General features: G+C 45.7%; 16 protein-coding genes. 12 read left to right on the top strand and 4 right to left on the bottom strand.

Features of this window, described 5'->3' with window-relative positions; translation table 11 throughout:
- Nucleotides 1-179: 179 nt before the first annotated feature.
- A complete protein-coding gene (lipA, locus tag KXZ66_RS16695; protein WP_003222888.1) occupies nucleotides 180-1,076 on the top strand; it encodes a lipoyl synthase in 897 nt (298 codons plus the stop codon).
- 15 nt (nucleotides 1,077-1,091) lie between these two features.
- Here the strand turns inward: lipA and KXZ66_RS16690 are convergent, their stop codons facing one another.
- Nucleotides 1,092-1,724, bottom strand: coding sequence for a YhcN/YlaJ family sporulation lipoprotein (locus KXZ66_RS16690; RefSeq protein WP_167568114.1), 633 nt, complete (start codon nucleotides 1,722-1,724; stop codon nucleotides 1,092-1,094).
- A gap of 113 nt (nucleotides 1,725-1,837) precedes the next feature.
- On the opposite strand from KXZ66_RS16690, the gene KXZ66_RS16685 reads away from it, so the two are divergent.
- Genes KXZ66_RS16685 through nucF form a run of 3 tightly spaced genes read left to right on the top strand, consistent with a single transcriptional unit; the run spans nucleotide 1,838 to nucleotide 3,370 of the window.
- The gene (locus KXZ66_RS16685; RefSeq protein ID WP_003228682.1) at nucleotides 1,838-2,113 is read left to right on the top strand and encodes a YutD family protein; all 276 of its coding nucleotides are present in this window, start codon (nucleotides 1,838-1,840) and stop codon (nucleotides 2,111-2,113) included.
- A gap of 23 nt (nucleotides 2,114-2,136) precedes the next feature.
- Nucleotides 2,137-2,571: a DUF86 domain-containing protein gene (locus KXZ66_RS16680; RefSeq protein WP_003228684.1), complete on the top strand. Its 435-nt coding sequence runs from the start codon at nucleotides 2,137-2,139 to the stop codon at nucleotides 2,569-2,571.
- A gap of 28 nt (nucleotides 2,572-2,599) precedes the next feature.
- On the top strand, nucleotides 2,600-3,370 hold the full coding sequence (nucF, locus tag KXZ66_RS16675; RefSeq protein ID WP_003243196.1) for a 5' nucleotidase NucF: 771 nt from the start codon (nucleotides 2,600-2,602) through the stop codon (nucleotides 3,368-3,370).
- Nucleotides 3,371-3,396: 26 nt separating this feature from the next.
- Here nucF and KXZ66_RS16670 read toward each other — a convergent pair whose 3' ends face one another.
- Complete coding sequence (locus tag KXZ66_RS16670) at nucleotides 3,397-3,897, bottom strand: phosphatidylglycerophosphatase A family protein (protein ID WP_003243814.1); 501 nt, start codon at nucleotides 3,895-3,897, stop codon at nucleotides 3,397-3,399.
- A 152-nt stretch (nucleotides 3,898-4,049) separates the two neighbouring features.
- Between KXZ66_RS16670 and cotNH the strand changes: the two genes are divergently transcribed.
- The 5 genes from cotNH to KXZ66_RS16645 all read left to right on the top strand — a co-directional run bounded on the left by cotNH (nucleotide 4,050) and on the right by KXZ66_RS16645 (nucleotide 10,638).
- Entirely contained in the window at nucleotides 4,050-5,069 is a 1,020-nt protein-coding gene (gene cotNH, locus KXZ66_RS16665; protein WP_151870069.1) for a spore coat-associated protein CotNH, read from the top strand.
- 200 nt (nucleotides 5,070-5,269) lie between these two features.
- Nucleotides 5,270-6,571, top strand: coding sequence for a homoserine dehydrogenase (locus KXZ66_RS16660; RefSeq protein WP_014665242.1), 1,302 nt, complete (start codon nucleotides 5,270-5,272; stop codon nucleotides 6,569-6,571).
- Nucleotides 6,571-7,629: a threonine synthase gene (gene thrC, locus KXZ66_RS16655; protein WP_151870512.1), complete on the top strand. Its 1,059-nt coding sequence runs from the start codon at nucleotides 6,571-6,573 to the stop codon at nucleotides 7,627-7,629. The genes KXZ66_RS16660 and thrC overlap by 1 nt, the downstream gene beginning before the upstream one ends.
- Nucleotides 7,626-8,555 (top strand): homoserine kinase, encoded by a 930-nt coding sequence (gene thrB / locus KXZ66_RS16650; RefSeq protein WP_151870070.1) that lies wholly within the window; start codon nucleotides 7,626-7,628, stop codon nucleotides 8,553-8,555. Before thrC ends, thrB begins: the two co-directional genes overlap by 4 nt.
- Before the next feature lie 109 nt (nucleotides 8,556-8,664).
- Complete coding sequence (locus KXZ66_RS16645) at nucleotides 8,665-10,638, top strand: S9 family peptidase (protein ID WP_151870071.1); 1,974 nt, start codon at nucleotides 8,665-8,667, stop codon at nucleotides 10,636-10,638.
- A 42-nt stretch (nucleotides 10,639-10,680) separates the two neighbouring features.
- Here the strand turns inward: KXZ66_RS16645 and KXZ66_RS16640 are convergent, their stop codons facing one another.
- Nucleotides 10,681-11,016: a NifU family protein gene (locus KXZ66_RS16640; RefSeq protein WP_010886606.1), complete on the bottom strand. Its 336-nt coding sequence runs from the start codon at nucleotides 11,014-11,016 to the stop codon at nucleotides 10,681-10,683.
- A 100-nt stretch (nucleotides 11,017-11,116) separates the two neighbouring features.
- On the opposite strand from KXZ66_RS16640, the gene KXZ66_RS16635 reads away from it, so the two are divergent.
- A complete protein-coding gene (locus KXZ66_RS16635) occupies nucleotides 11,117-11,443 on the top strand; it encodes a YuzD family protein (RefSeq protein WP_021480530.1) in 327 nt (108 codons plus the stop codon).
- A gap of 25 nt (nucleotides 11,444-11,468) precedes the next feature.
- Here the strand turns inward: KXZ66_RS16635 and KXZ66_RS16630 are convergent, their stop codons facing one another.
- Nucleotides 11,469-12,536: an NAD(P)/FAD-dependent oxidoreductase gene (locus KXZ66_RS16630; RefSeq protein ID WP_003228707.1), complete on the bottom strand. Its 1,068-nt coding sequence runs from the start codon at nucleotides 12,534-12,536 to the stop codon at nucleotides 11,469-11,471.
- Between the two features lie 262 nt (nucleotides 12,537-12,798).
- Here KXZ66_RS16630 and KXZ66_RS16625 point away from each other — a divergent pair, with 262 nt between their 5' ends.
- Both KXZ66_RS16625 and KXZ66_RS16620 read left to right on the top strand, forming a co-directional pair.
- Complete coding sequence (locus KXZ66_RS16625; RefSeq protein WP_003222913.1) at nucleotides 12,799-13,035, top strand: YuzB family protein; 237 nt, start codon at nucleotides 12,799-12,801, stop codon at nucleotides 13,033-13,035.
- Between the two features lie 136 nt (nucleotides 13,036-13,171).
- Nucleotides 13,172-14,386 carry a NupC/NupG family nucleoside CNT transporter gene (locus KXZ66_RS16620; RefSeq protein WP_003228710.1) on the top strand — a complete coding sequence of 405 codons (1,215 nt, stop codon included), beginning with the start codon at nucleotides 13,172-13,174 and terminating at the stop codon, nucleotides 14,384-14,386.
- Nucleotides 14,387-14,485 lie beyond the last annotated feature (99 nt).

Here is a 14,485-nt window from a genome sequence, read left to right as displayed (position 1 = left end):
ATGTCAGTAATCATCTTCCCTTGTCGAGAAATTTTTCCTATGTTAAAGTGTCTAAAGAAAAGACTTTCTTTAGTTAGAAAAACATTATTTTTGTTGCAGAACTAAAATCTGCACCTTTCTCGTTTTCAGAATGTTTCGTGTCAGAAATTGAGTATATTGGATATTGGAGATGATGGGAATTGGCAAAGAAAGACGAACACCTCAGAAAGCCCGAATGGCTTAAAATTAAATTAAATACAAATGAAAACTATACAGGGCTCAAAAAACTCATGCGGGAAAACAACCTTCATACCGTATGCGAAGAAGCAAAATGTCCGAATATTCATGAATGCTGGGCTGTCAGACGTACAGCGACATTTATGATTTTAGGTTCTGTTTGTACAAGAGCATGCCGTTTCTGTGCTGTCAAAACAGGCCTTCCAACTGAGCTTGACCTGCAAGAGCCGGAACGCGTAGCGGATTCAGTCGCGCTTATGAATCTGAAGCACGCGGTTATTACGGCTGTTGCGCGTGACGATCAGAAAGATGGAGGGGCAGGCATTTTCGCGGAAACTGTCCGTGCGATCCGCAGAAAAAGCCCGTTCACAACAATTGAGGTGCTGCCGTCTGATATGGGCGGAAACTACGATAACCTAAAAACCTTAATGGATACACGCCCAGACATCCTGAATCACAATATCGAAACGGTTCGCCGCCTGACGCCAAGAGTCCGTGCGCGTGCGACATACGACCGTTCATTGGAATTTTTGCGCCGTGCGAAGGAAATGCAGCCTGACATTCCGACAAAATCAAGTATCATGATCGGGCTCGGCGAAACAAAAGAAGAGATTATTGAAGTAATGGACGACCTCTTGGCGAACAACGTGGATATTATGGCAATCGGCCAATATCTGCAGCCGACGAAGAAACACTTGAAAGTCCAAAAATACTACCATCCTGATGAATTTGCAGAATTAAAAGAAATCGCGATGCAAAAAGGCTTCAGCCATTGTGAAGCCGGTCCGCTTGTCCGTTCCTCTTACCATGCGGATGAACAAGTAAACGAAGCATCTAAAAAGCGTCAAGCCCAAGCATAATGCCAAAACGCCAGATCATCTGGCGTTTTTGTCATTCCTATCGATTTTCATGTCCTGACGCGTTTCTCCATTGGCATTTTCATTCTCTGAGACAGGGCTTCCTTGCGGGGAGGTTTTCATTTCTTGAATCGTCCCCGACATGATCTCTCTGATATCCCTTGAACCAGAGCCGAGATTGCTGTAATTTTCGACGGACTGCATATGGTTTGGATTATCGGAAATATACACGTGATAGTATCGCGGTATCACGGAAGCCGCTGTTTTTTTCACCTGATCGGCGGTCAGCTCCCGGTTTTTAGAATCGGTTTTGTATACGACAAGCGCTTCTCGGTCAGTCACCAATGTCGCAGCATCTTGAATATGGGGGAGCTGAACCGTTAAACTTGATATCATGTGAGCGGTTTCTTCCCGGTTCATCACCGGCGTTTTCTGCTGGTCTCCGTCAAATTGTTCTTTTTGATAGCGGACATAGCCAAATTGTTCGTTCTCATTATGCCTGTTAAAAGCCTCGTTGCGGTCCGACACATGAATGGGTTTGATTTGATTCTGCGTCTGATTCCGGACATTTTGGGCATTATCCAATCCTGCGCCTCCGCACCCGGATAAAAGTCCGGTCAGCAGGCAGAGGCTGACAGCGGTTCGTTTCATTTATAAATCCCTCCTCATGTGTAGGGTAGCCAAATCGCATGATTTATTCTTTAGCAATTGATGGGGACGGGGCAATGAATTATGATAGGAATGAGTGAAAAAGAGGTGAGATCATGATTCTTATTCAAAATGCCGAATTTGAATTGGTGCACAATTTCAAAGACGGCTTCAACGAAGAGGCTTTTAAAGCCCGCTACTCCGATATATTAAATAAATACGATTATATTGTGGGAGACTGGGGATACGGTCAGCTAAGGCTCAAGGGCTTCTTTGACGACCAGAATCAAAAGGCAACCTTCGAAACGAAAATCAGCACATTAGATGAATATATTTACGAATACTGCAATTTCGGCTGTGCGTATTTTGTCTTGAAACGGATCAGAAAATAAATATACACAAAGGGGATGCTGTCATGTATTTTGTTGACAGAAGCAAAATCGAGAAAACACTAGGGTTCTTCGAGCACCAGCTGGCGCTATTTGACTCACAAACAGACTGGCAGTCTGAAATCGGGGAATTGGCACTTCAGCGTATAGGCCATCTGTTAATCGAATGCATTTTGGATACAGGCAATGACATGATTGACGGCTTTATTATGCGGGACCCGGGCAGCTATGACGACATTATGGATATACTTGTTGATGAGAAAGTTGTCACGGAAAAAGAGGGTGATGAGCTCAAAAAATTGATCGCCTACCGCAAAACGTTGGTTCAACAGTATCTGCTCGCTGACAGCGGCGAGCTTTACAGGCTGATCAAGGCGCATCAAACAGCTCTTCAGGACTTCCCGAAACGGATCAGAAGCTATTTGGAAACAGAGCTAGGACCTGTTTCTGCGTTTAAATAACAACTGGAAAGCCACAGGAGTGTTGGATATGAAAACATATAAAGGGTATTTAATTGATTTAGACGGAACGATGTACAATGGCACGGAAAAAATCGAGGAAGCGTGTGAATTTGTCAGAACGCTGAAAGATCGCGGCGTTCCTTATCTTTTCGTGACAAACAACTCTTCGCGCACACCGAAGCAGGTAGCGGACAAGCTCGTGTCTTTTGATATTCCGGCAACAGAAGAGCAGGTCTTCACGACCAGCATGGCAACTGCCCAGCACATTGCACAGCAGAAAAAAGACGCGTCTGTGTATGTGATTGGGGAGGAAGGAATCCGCCAGGCGATTGAAGAAAATGGCCTGACATTTGGCGGAGAAAACGCGGACTTTGTCGTTGTTGGCATCGACCGTTCCATTACATACGAAAAATTTGCTGTCGGCTGCCTGGCAATCAGAAATGGCGCCCGCTTTATTTCCACTAACGGAGATATTGCGATTCCGACTGAAAGAGGGCTTCTGCCGGGAAACGGCTCACTGACATCAGTGTTAACCGTATCTACAGGTGTACAGCCTGTATTTATCGGCAAGCCGGAATCAATTATTATGGAGCAGGCGATGCGCGTTCTCGGCACAGATGTGTCTGAAACACTCATGGTCGGCGACAACTACGCCACTGATATTATGGCCGGCATTAACGCGGGTATGGATACGCTGCTCGTTCACACAGGCGTAACGAAAAGAGAACATATGACAGACGATATGGAAAAACCGACTCATGCCATTGACTCTCTGACTGAATGGATTCCATACATTTGAAAAAAGGGCGCCCTAAAAGGGTGCCCTTATTCTGTATGCCGCGCGCGGTGAGCAAGTCTGCTTGAAGCCGCGGCGGAAATCGCTCCGACGATGTCATCTAAAAAAGTATGGCATTCACCGGTTGATTTATCATTCAATCGTTTAAGGATTCCGGGTTTTTCTTTGTCGATGTAACCGTAGTTCGTAAACCCGATCGATCCGTAAATGTTCACAATGGAAAATGCCAGAACTTCATCTACTCCATATAGGCTTTCATCTATTTCCAGCATCGTTTGCAGCGGTTCAGACAGTTTTTTCTGCTCAGCAAGAACATCCAATTCAATGCCCGTTAAAATCGCGTTTTGCACCTCGCGTTTTGCGAGAACACGATTGACGTTCAGCGTGCATTCATCAATGGTTAAATCCGGATGATATTTTTTCTGCAGAAAAAAGACAAGCTCGGCAATGTCTGATACCTCAACGCCGCGCTCCTTCATCCGTGCTCTTGCTTTAGCTTCCATCTGACTGAATTGTTCGTTTTCTGACATCAGCTTCACCCAATCTTTTTTACTAGTTTATACAAAATGCTTGAGAAGTTTACGACTTTTTCTTGCGCCTTCTTCGGATTAAAATATGTATTCATAATTCCGGCTGTGTATGACTACGATGTGATGAGCCCTAATTCAACAGGCAGGTGATCTTGGTGAAAGGTACAATAAAAGAAAAATACGGCATTCACATCAGGCAGCTTTCCATGTACCAGCACACATATCAATGCTTTCAGACGCCTAATTCATACTTTCTGATTGTCCCCGTTTCCCAATTCTCAGATACAGAGCTGGCGGAGCTTTATTACATGAGTCAGTATTTACAAGAACAAAGTGACCCATACGTTTCGGTTTTTATCTTTACAAAAGAAGGTGAGCTGACATTTGAACATGATGGAAAAACGTACGCTCTGCTGAAGGCGGCCCCCCCTTATTCAAACAGGGCGTTCTCCATTGGAGCGGAGCTGGCGGAATTTCACCGAAAAGGCCGAGGATATCCGTATGAGGTGAAGGCAGCCGGAAGAATCGGCCAGTGGAAGGATCTGTGGGGAAAACGAATTGATCAGCTGGAAGCATTTTGGCAGAGAAAGGTTCAGACCCCTCCGCATGAGCCATTCGATAAAAAAATGATCGAATCATTTCCCTATTATTTAGGACTGTCAGAAAACGCGATACAATATTTAGTGGACACTGAGCTGGATGACAAGCCCCAAGCCGCTGATTCAGGAACGATATGCCATCAGCGGATGGAAAGGCATACATGGTCACCGGAATCATTGATCAGGATTCCGGCGGATTGGGTGTTTGACCACGCTTCCCGTGATTTGGCTGAATATATGAGGCATACTTTTTTGCATCACAGACAAGATTTTAATCAGCATGGCTTTCTCTTTTTACAGGAATACGAGCAAGTCACACCGCTGTCTTCGTTTTCGAAACGCCTTTTATACAGCCGTCTGCTTTTCCCGCTTCATTATTTTGAAATCGTGGAAAGCTATTACATGTCATCAGAATCAGAAAAGCATTATTTTGAAGAACAGCTTGACTTCATTCTTAATGACTGTGGGCGTTATGAACAATTTCTCAATACAGCGCAGGAATTCATGAATATGAGGGCGCAGAAGCTGTTTGTTCCACGCGTCAGCTGGCTCGGCAAAGGCAGCTCAGGGTGAGGAGAAAATCTGACAAAAATAATTAGAAAATAAAGAATCTTGTCATATCAATGCGTTAAGCGTTTACATTCGCAAAATTCAGCCTAATGCTGTCTTGTCAAAATAGGAGCGGGCTTATATAATGTTTGTAACTTATATGTCTGTGTTGAGTTAACAATTGTCTTTTTCGAGAGGACAATTAAAAGAAAGGTGGAGTTTTTTTGAAAGCGATTCGTGTAGGGCTTTTAGGTTTAGGTACCGTCGGAAGCGGTGTCGTTAAAATTATTCAAGACCATCAGGATAAGCTTATGCATCAGGTCGGCTGTCCGGTTACGATAAAAAAAGTGCTTGTAAAAGATGTAGAGAAAAAGAGAGAAGTAGATTTGCCGAAAGAAGTGCTTACAACAGAAGTGTATGATGTCATTGATGATCCAGATGTTGATGTCGTCATCGAGGTGATCGGCGGCGTTGAGCAGACAAAACAATATTTGGTCGACGCGCTGAGATCGAAAAAGCATGTTGTCACAGCAAACAAGGACTTAATGGCAGTGTACGGCTCCGAGCTGCTTGCTGAAGCGAAGGAAAATGGATGCGATATCTACTTTGAAGCCAGTGTTGCCGGCGGGATTCCGATTCTGCGCACATTAGAGGAAGGCCTCTCATCTGATCGAATTACAAAAATGATGGGAATTGTGAACGGCACAACAAACTTTATCTTAACCAAAATGATCAAAGAGAAAAGCCCATACGAGGAAGTGCTTAAGGAAGCGCAGGATCTCGGTTTTGCCGAAGCTGATCCGACTTCTGACGTGGAAGGGCTTGACGCCGCACGGAAAATGGCGATATTGGCGCGCCTCGGCTTCTCGATGAACGTGGATCTGGAAGACGTCAAAGTAAAGGGGATCTCCCAAATTACAGACGAGGACATCAGCTTCAGCAAACGCCTCGGCTATACAATGAAGCTGATCGGGATTGCTCAGCGTGACGGCAGCAAAATCGAGGTCAGCGTACAGCCGACACTGCTTCCTGACCACCATCCGCTTTCTGCTGTTCATAATGAGTTTAACGCTGTTTATGTATACGGCGAGGCTGTCGGTGAGACGATGTTCTACGGGCCGGGAGCCGGAAGCATGCCGACAGCGACATCCGTTGTTTCTGACCTCGTCGCTGTCATGAAAAATATGCGCCTCGGTGTAACCGGCAACAGCTTTGTCGGACCGCAATATGAGAAAAACATGAAATCGCCGTCTGACATTTATGCACAGCAGTTTTTAAGAATTCATGTAAAAGATGAGGTTGGTTCATTCTCGAAAATTACATCTGTGTTCTCAGAGCGGGGCGTGAGCTTTGAAAAAATCCTTCAGCTGCCAATTAAAGGCCATGATGAGTTAGCTGAAATCGTAATTGTCACACATCATACATCAGAAGCTGATTTCAGTGATATTTTGCAAAACCTAAATGATTTGGAAGTCGTTCAAGAAGTCAAAAGCACATATCGTGTAGAAGGGAACGGTTGGAGCTAATGTGGAAAGGACTTATCCATCAATATAAAGAATTTTTACCTGTAACAGATCAAACACCGGCGCTAACTTTACATGAAGGAAACACACCTCTTATTCACCTGCCGAAGCTGTCTGAGCAGCTCGGAATTGAGCTTCATGTCAAAACGGAAGGCGTCAATCCTACGGGATCATTTAAAGATCGCGGAATGGTTATGGCTGTGGCCAAGGCAAAAGAAGAAGGCAATGACACGATTATGTGCGCGTCAACAGGTAACACTTCCGCTGCTGCGGCAGCATATGCAGCCCGTGCTAACATGAAATGCATTGTCATCATCCCGAACGGAAAAATTGCATTTGGAAAACTCGCTCAAGCTGTCATGTACGGAGCCGAGATTATCGCAATTGACGGAAACTTTGACGATGCGCTTAAAATTGTCCGTTCCATCTGTGAGAAATCACCGATTGCCCTTGTCAACTCAGTCAACCCTTACCGCATTGAAGGCCAAAAAACTGCTGCCTTCGAAGTGTGCGAACAGCTGGGGGAAGCGCCTGATGTTTTAGCGATCCCGGTCGGAAACGCGGGAAACATCACTGCGTACTGGAAGGGCTTCAAGGAATATCATGAGAAAAACGGCACAGGCCTTCCGAAAATGCGTGGCTTTGAAGCTGAGGGTGCGGCGGCAATCGTGCGCAATGAAGTGATTGAAAATCCTGAAACAATAGCGACAGCCATTCGTATCGGAAACCCGGCAAGCTGGGACAAAGCTGTAAAGGCAGCCAAGGAATCCAATGGGAAAATTGACGAAGTCTCTGATGATGAAATCCTTCACGCATATCAGTTGATCGCCCGTGTAGAAGGCGTGTTTGCAGAACCAGGTTCTTGCGCGTCTATCGCAGGAGTGCTGAAACAGGTGAAATCCGGAGAAATTCCGAAAGGCAGCAAGGTCGTAGCTGTGTTAACAGGAAACGGACTGAAAGATCCGAACACAGCGGTCGACATTTCAGAAATCAAGCCTGTCACATTGCCGACTGATGAAGACAGCATCCTTGAATATGTAAAAGGAGCGGCCCGTGTATGAACGAAGCCGACATGCTGTTCTCTGTCACTGTTCCCGGAAGCACAGCTAACCTAGGCCCCGGCTTTGATTCAGTCGGAATGGCGCTCAGCAGATATTTGAAGCTGACCGTCTTTGAAAGCGACAAATGGTCTTTTGAGGCTGAAACAGAAACAGTCGCCGGAATTCCGGCGGGTACAGATAACCTGATCTATCAAGTGGCTAAACGGACCGCAGATTTGTACGGAAAAGAAATGCCTCCTGTCCATGTGAAGGTGTGGAGCGACATCCCGCTTGCACGCGGCCTTGGCAGCAGCGCCGCGGCGATTGTAGCGGCCATTGAACTGGCTGATGAATTATGCGGCTTAAAGCTGTCTGAAGCGGACAAGCTGCATTTAGCCAGTCTAGAAGAAGGACACCCGGACAATGCTGGCGCTTCTCTCGTCGGCGGACTTGTGATCGGCCTGCATGAGGATGACGAGACCCAAATGATCCGCGTCCCGAATGCTGACATTGACGTAGTCGTTGTCATTCCTTTTTATGAAGTGCTGACAAGAGACGCGAGAGACGTGCTTCCGAAGGAGTTTCCATATGCCGATGCCGTAAAAGCAAGTGCTGTCAGCAATATCCTCATTGCTGCGATCATGTCGAAGGATTGGCCGCTTGTCGGGAAATTCATGAAGAAGGATATGTTCCATCAGCCGTACCGGGCGATGCTTGTGCCTGAGCTGTCAAAAGTAGAGCACGTCGCCGAGATGAAGGGCGCATATGGAACGGCTCTCAGCGGAGCAGGCCCAACGATTCTCGTCATGACCGAAAAAGGAAAGGGAGAAGAGCTAAAAGAACAGCTCGCGCTTCATTTCCCTCATTGTGAAGTAGACGCTTTGACCGTTCCGAAAGAGGGAAGTATAATAGAGCGAAATCCTTTATATCAAGTAAAAAGTGTATAGATCATGCCAAGCGTTCCTCAGCGTCAGCGGAGGGCGCTTTTTTTTTTGCTGGAGATAAAGGAGTTTTTATTTAGAAAAACGAAATACATGTAAAAAGGAGGAGATGAATATGAAAAAGCTGATAACCGCAGAAGACATCACAGCGATTGTCTCTGTGACCGATCCTCAATACGCCCCAGACGGCACCCGTGCCGCATATGTAAAGTCACAAGTAAATCAAGAGAAAGATTCGTATACATCAAATATATGGATCTATGAAACGAAAACGGGCGGATCTGTTCCTTGGACACATGGAGAAAAGCGAAGCACCGACCCAAGATGGTCTCCGGACGGGCGCACGCTTGCCTTTATTTCTGATCGAGAAGGCGATGCGGCACAGCTTTATATCATGAGCACTGAAGGCGGAGAAGCAAGAAAACTGACTGATATCCCATATGGCGTGTCAAAGCCAATATGGTCCCCGGATGGCGAATCGATTCTGGTCACTGTCAGTTTGGGAGAGGGAGAAAGCATTGATGACCGAGAAAAAACAGAGCAGGACAGCTATGAACCTGTTGAGGTGCAAAGCCTCTCCTACAAACGGGACGGCAAAGGGCTGACGAGAGGCGCGTATGCCCAGCTTGTGCTTGTCAGCGTAAAGTCGGGTGAGATGAAGGAGCTGACAAGTCACAAAGCTGATCATGGTGATCCTGCTTTTTCTCCTGACGGCAAATGGCTTGTTTTCTCAGCTAATTTAACTGAAACAGATGATGCCAGCAAGCCTCATGATGTTTACATAATGTCATTGGAGTCTGGAGATCTTAAGCAGGTTACACCTCATCGCGGCTCATTCGGATCTAGTTCATTTTCACCAGACGGAAGGTATCTTGCTTTGCTTGGAAATGAAAAGGAATATAAGAATGCAACGCTCTCAAAGGCGTGGCTCTATGATATCGAACAAGGCCGCCTCACATGTCTGACTGAGATGCTGGACGTTCATTTAGCGGATGCGCTGATTGGAGATTCGTTGATCGGTGGTGCTGAACAGCGCCCGATTTGGACAAAGGACAGCCAAGGGTTTTATGTCATCGGCACAGATCAAGGCAGTACGGGCATCTATTATATTTCGATTGAAGGCCTTGTGTATCCAGTTCGTCTGGAAAAAGAGTACATCAATAGCTTTTCTCTTTCACCTGATGAACAGCACTTTATTGCCAGTGTGACAAAGCCGGACAGACCGAGTGAGCTTTACAGTATCCCGCTTGGACAGGAAGAGAAACAGCTGACTGGCGCGAATGACAAGTTTGTCAGTGAGCATATGATATCAATACCTGAAGAGATTCAATATGCTACAGAAGACGGCGTGACGGTGAACGGCTGGCTGATGAAGCCTGCACAAATGGAAGGTGAGACAACATATCCACTTATTCTCAACATACACGGCGGTCCGCATATGATGTACGGACATACATATTTTCATGAGTTTCAGGTGCTGGCGGCGAAAGGATACGCGGTCGTTTATATCAATCCGAGAGGAAGCCACGGCTACGGGCAGGAATTTGTGAATGCGGTCAGAGGAGATTATGGAGGAAAGGATTATGACGATGTGATGCAAGCTGTGGATGAGGCTATCAAGCGAGATCCGCATATTGATCCTAAGCGGCTTGGTGTCACGGGCGGAAGCTACGGAGGTTTTATGACCAACTGGATCGTCGGACAGACAAACCGCTTTAAAGCTGCCGTCACCCAGCGCTCGATTTCAAACTGGATCAGCTTTCACGGCGTCAGTGATATCGGCTATTTCTTTACAGACTGGCAGCTTGAGCATGACATGTTTGAGGACACAGAAAAGCTCTGGGACCGGTCTCCTTTAAAATACGCAGCAAACGTGGAGACACCGCTTTTGATACTGCATGGCGAGCGGGATGACCGATGCCCGATCGAGCAGGCGGAGCAGCTGTTTATCGCTCTGAAAAAAATGGGCAAGGAAACCAAGCTTGTCCGTTTTCCGAATGCATCGCACAATTTGTCACGCACCGGACACCCAAGACAGCGGATCAAGCGCCTGAATTATATCAGCTCATGGTTTGACCAATATCTCTAATAAAAAAAGCCAGGCTGATCAAATATCCGCCTGGCTGCTTTATTAAAAGACTTGTTCTACTTCAACGACACCCGGCACTTCTTCTAGAAGAGCGCGCTCAATTCCGGCTTTCAACGTAATCGTTGAACTTGGGCAGCTGCCGCATGCGCCTAGAAGACGAAGCTTAACGATACCTTCATCTACGTCTACAAGCTCACAGTCACCGCCGTCACGAAGTAAAAACGGACGAAGTTTGTCCAGTACTTCCTGCACCTGTTCTTTCATTTCAACTTCAGTCATGACATTCGCTCCTTTCGTCGTCATAAAACCATTATATTCAGTGTAACAATAAAAATCTATTGTTTGGTTTGCAAAGTTGCTTTCCCTATTATAGCACATTCAGACTTCAACACAAAAACGGTTTTTTTTCTATAAAAACGCCCTTAGGCTCTGTATACTTAAAAGAAAGGACTTACATAGGAGAAGGGGGCGTCTACAAGTGATGAAACCAGTCATGCTAAGCGTGTACGGGGCAGAAACCGTTTGTGCGAGCTGTGTCAATATGCCGACAGCCAAGGATACATACGAGTGGCTTGAGGCTGCGCTGAAAAGAAAATATCCAAATCAGCCTTTTGAGATGCAGTACATCGATATTCATGAGCCGCCTGACAATGAACATGCGAAAGAGCTTGCGGAAAAAATCAGAAATGACGAGTATTTTTATCCGCTTGTGCTCGTAGAAGACAAAATTGTCGGTGAAGGCAATCCAAAATTAAAAGACGTTTATGAGGAAATGGAGAAGCATGGGTATACAGAAAACCGCTGACTTGATCAGCGGTTCTTCTCTATCATTAACCGTTATGGTGTTTATACATCCACAGCAAGCCGGATTTCAGCATACGCGGAACACGGCCGATCAGCGGACGGTCAGCAACAAGCCCGAAGCCGGCTTTTTTTCCGAGTGAACCGAGGACGCCTTTCAGCTTAAACTGCGGCATTGATTCAGGCAGGGCTTCTCCATTCCAGCGTTTTTGCAAGATTTGGACAATCTGCTCTGCTTGAGCCTCTGCCAGCTGGGCGCTCGGTGCATGAGGAAGGCTGGCGCAATCGCCGACAACGTACAGATGTTCATCACCTGGAAGATTATGATGAGGCGTTAATACAATACGCCCTTGTGCGTCCTTCTCCACATCTAAGTCTCTGACGACTTTGTTTGGCTGGATGCCGGCTGTCCACACGATGGCGTCTGCAGAAATCGGATCATCGTGGTTATACACAACGCCTTCTTCTACTTTTGTGATATTTGCCCTGTTAATAATGCGGACACCGTGCTCTTCGAACCATTTTTGTACATATTTGCTTAAACGCTCGGGAAAGCTTGATAAAATGAGATTACCGCGGTCGAACAAAATAATGTTCAGGTCATCACGGCTTTCTCTCAATTCACTTGCAAGCTCAACGCCGCTTAAGCCCGCTCCGACAATGGCGACGGTGGCATTAGCGCTCAGATTATTCAGCTTTTGGTAGGTTTCGCGGGACTGATCGATGGTTTGAATACTGTAGGTGAATTCAGGCGCTCCCGGCACGTTGTGATATTTATCCTCACAGCCGAGCCCGATTACGGCGTCATCGTAAGAAATCGGTTCACGATCTTGGAACAGCACTTGTTTTTGTACAATATCAATTGATGTGATATCACCGTATTGGACATCCAGGCGAGGGTGCTCTGGGAATGACACTCTGATATGATGGTCAGAAATTGTGCCTGCGGCAAGGGCATAATATTCTGTTTTCAAGCAGTGATAAGGATTTCTGTCAATTAACGTGATTGAAACATCATCAGGCAGCTGGTTTGGCAATAAGCGATGAAGAACACGCATGTTCCCGTAACCTCCGCCGATCAAGACCAATTTTTTCATTTGAATTCCCCTTTAATCCGAAGAGTATGATAGATACATTGAAGAAAATACGAACTATGTAAAATAACATCTAGAATTATATCGAATTTGATCTAAAATCACAATAATAGTTTCAAAATAACCTACAATTTAGCCTGAAAACACAAATTAGTAAAACGTTATTTGAGAAATAATATGTTACGATAATAAATTTTGAATCATCCGTTGTCTTTGACGAATAGTGAAAAATTCGCGATAATGGACATATGTGAGGTGAAACCGCATGAATCCAATGATTGAATTTTGTGTCAGCAATCTGGCTCACGGCTCTCAGGAAGCCCGGGCGATTTTGGAGAAGGATCCCAACCTTGATGTCCTTGAATATGGCTGCTTAAGCTACTGCGGGACATGCATGGAATCGCTTTTCGCTCTGGTAAACGGAGAAGTCGTCATGGGTGAAACGCCTGCTGAGCTTGTTGAGAATATATATACCTTTATTGAAGAAAATCCAATGTTTTAAAGAAAAGGGCCTGGACAGGCCCTTTTTTATTTTGCCGTACAAAAGAACTAAAAAAATGTGTAGACATCAAAAAATATTATTGTTATCGTATAAAAGATATTTTTTTAAATAAAATTTAAGAGGTGTACGAGTATTCATGAATGTTCTGTGGGGGCTGCTGGGCGCAGTTGCGATCATTGCTATCGCGTTTTTATTTTCAGAAAAGAAAAGCAATATTAAGATAAGAACCGTCATCGTTGGTTTATGCACACAGGTGGCGTTTGGATACATCGTGTTGAAATGGGAAGCGGGACGCGCTGTTTTTTTATGGTTTTCAAGCCGTGTACAGCTTCTGATTGACTATGCGAATGAAGGCATCAGTTTTATTTTTGGACCGCTTCTAAAGGTCGGAGACAGTCCGGCATTTGCATTAAGTGTACTGCCCGTTATCATTTTCTTCTCAGCACTGATTGCAGTTTTATATCATTTGAAAATCATGCAGCTCGTTTTCCGTGTCATTGGCGGCGGATTGTCGAAGCTCCTTGGAACAAGCAAAACGGAATCTCTGGCGGCTGCTGCCAATATTTTTGTAGGACAATCAGAATCTCCGTTAGTGATCAAACCCCTGATTGCCGGGCTGACGCGCTCTGAGTTGTTTACGATTATGACGAGCGGTCTATCGGCAGTAGCGGGATCTACCTTGTTTGGGTACGCGCTTCTCGGTATTCCGATTGAATACTTGCTGGCGGCCAGCTTTATGGCTGCTCCAGCTGGACTAGTCTTTGGTAAATTGATTATACCCGAAACGGAAAAAACGCAAACCGTAAAAAGCGATTTCAAAATGGATGAAGGCGAAGGCGCAGCCAATGTCATTGACGCAGCTGCAAAGGGAGCGTCAACAGGACTGCAAATTGCGTTAAACGTTGGGGCGATGCTGCTTGCGTTCGTTGCGTTAATCGCTGTAGTAAACGGTATTCTCGGCGGGGCTTTCGGCTTGTTCGGTTTAAAAGGCGTAACATTAGAATCCATTCTCGGCTATGTGTTTTCTCCTATCGCCTTTTTGATTGGCGTGCCTTGGCATGAAGCATTGCAGGCGGGAAGCTATATCGGCCAGAAATTGGTGCTGAATGAGTTTGTCGCTTATTCTAACTTCGGTCCGCACATCGGCGAGTTTTCTAAGAAAACTGCTACCATTATCAGTTTCGCGTTATGCGGATTCGCCAATTTTTCATCAATTGCGATTATGCTTGGTACGCTGGGCGGATTAGCGCCCAGCCGCCGTTCAGATATCGCACGTCTCGGCCTGAAGGCTGTTCTTGCAGGAACATTAGCCAATCTGCTCAGCGCAGCCATTGCCGGCATGTTTATATAAACGATAAAAGCTCCTTGCGTCAGTGCAAGGAGCTTTTATGTATGAAAAACGGGGGATAATTGTATTGTGTCCGCTTATAATAGCTTTTATACTAAGAAA

This window comes from Bacillus sp. LJBS17, assembly GCF_019334685.1.
Classification (GTDB): Bacteria; Bacillota; Bacilli; order Bacillales; family Bacillaceae; genus Bacillus; species Bacillus subtilis.
Note: the sequence above shows the minus strand (reverse complement) of the source record. Positions and strands in the feature narration are given on the sequence as shown.

Bases quoted from the DNA above. Each gene is read 5' to 3' on its own strand.
- thrB (WP_151870070.1), top strand. From the start codon at position 7,626: ATGAACGAAGCCGACATGCTGTTCTCTGTCACTGTTCCCGGAAGCACA.
- KXZ66_RS16625 (WP_003222913.1), top strand. From the start codon at position 12,799: ATGAATCCAATGATTGAATTTTGTGTCAGCAATCTGGCTCACGGCTCT.
- KXZ66_RS16690 (WP_167568114.1), bottom strand. From the start codon at position 1,724: ATGAAACGAACCGCTGTCAGCCTCTGCCTGCTGACCGGACTTTTATCC.
- thrC (WP_151870512.1), top strand. From the start codon at position 6,571: ATGTGGAAAGGACTTATCCATCAATATAAAGAATTTTTACCTGTAACA.
- KXZ66_RS16645 (WP_151870071.1), top strand. From the start codon at position 8,665: ATGAAAAAGCTGATAACCGCAGAAGACATCACAGCGATTGTCTCTGTG.
- KXZ66_RS16670 (WP_003243814.1), bottom strand. From the start codon at position 3,897: ATGTCAGAAAACGAACAATTCAGTCAGATGGAAGCTAAAGCAAGAGCA.
- KXZ66_RS16685 (WP_003228682.1), top strand. From the start codon at position 1,838: ATGATTCTTATTCAAAATGCCGAATTTGAATTGGTGCACAATTTCAAA.
- KXZ66_RS16630 (WP_003228707.1), bottom strand. From the start codon at position 12,536: ATGAAAAAATTGGTCTTGATCGGCGGAGGTTACGGGAACATGCGTGTT.
- KXZ66_RS16620 (WP_003228710.1), top strand. From the start codon at position 13,172: ATGAATGTTCTGTGGGGGCTGCTGGGCGCAGTTGCGATCATTGCTATC.
- KXZ66_RS16680 (WP_003228684.1), top strand. From the start codon at position 2,137: ATGTATTTTGTTGACAGAAGCAAAATCGAGAAAACACTAGGGTTCTTC.
- nucF (WP_003243196.1), top strand. From the start codon at position 2,600: ATGAAAACATATAAAGGGTATTTAATTGATTTAGACGGAACGATGTAC.
- KXZ66_RS16640 (WP_010886606.1), bottom strand. From the start codon at position 11,016: ATGTGCTATAATAGGGAAAGCAACTTTGCAAACCAAACAATAGATTTT.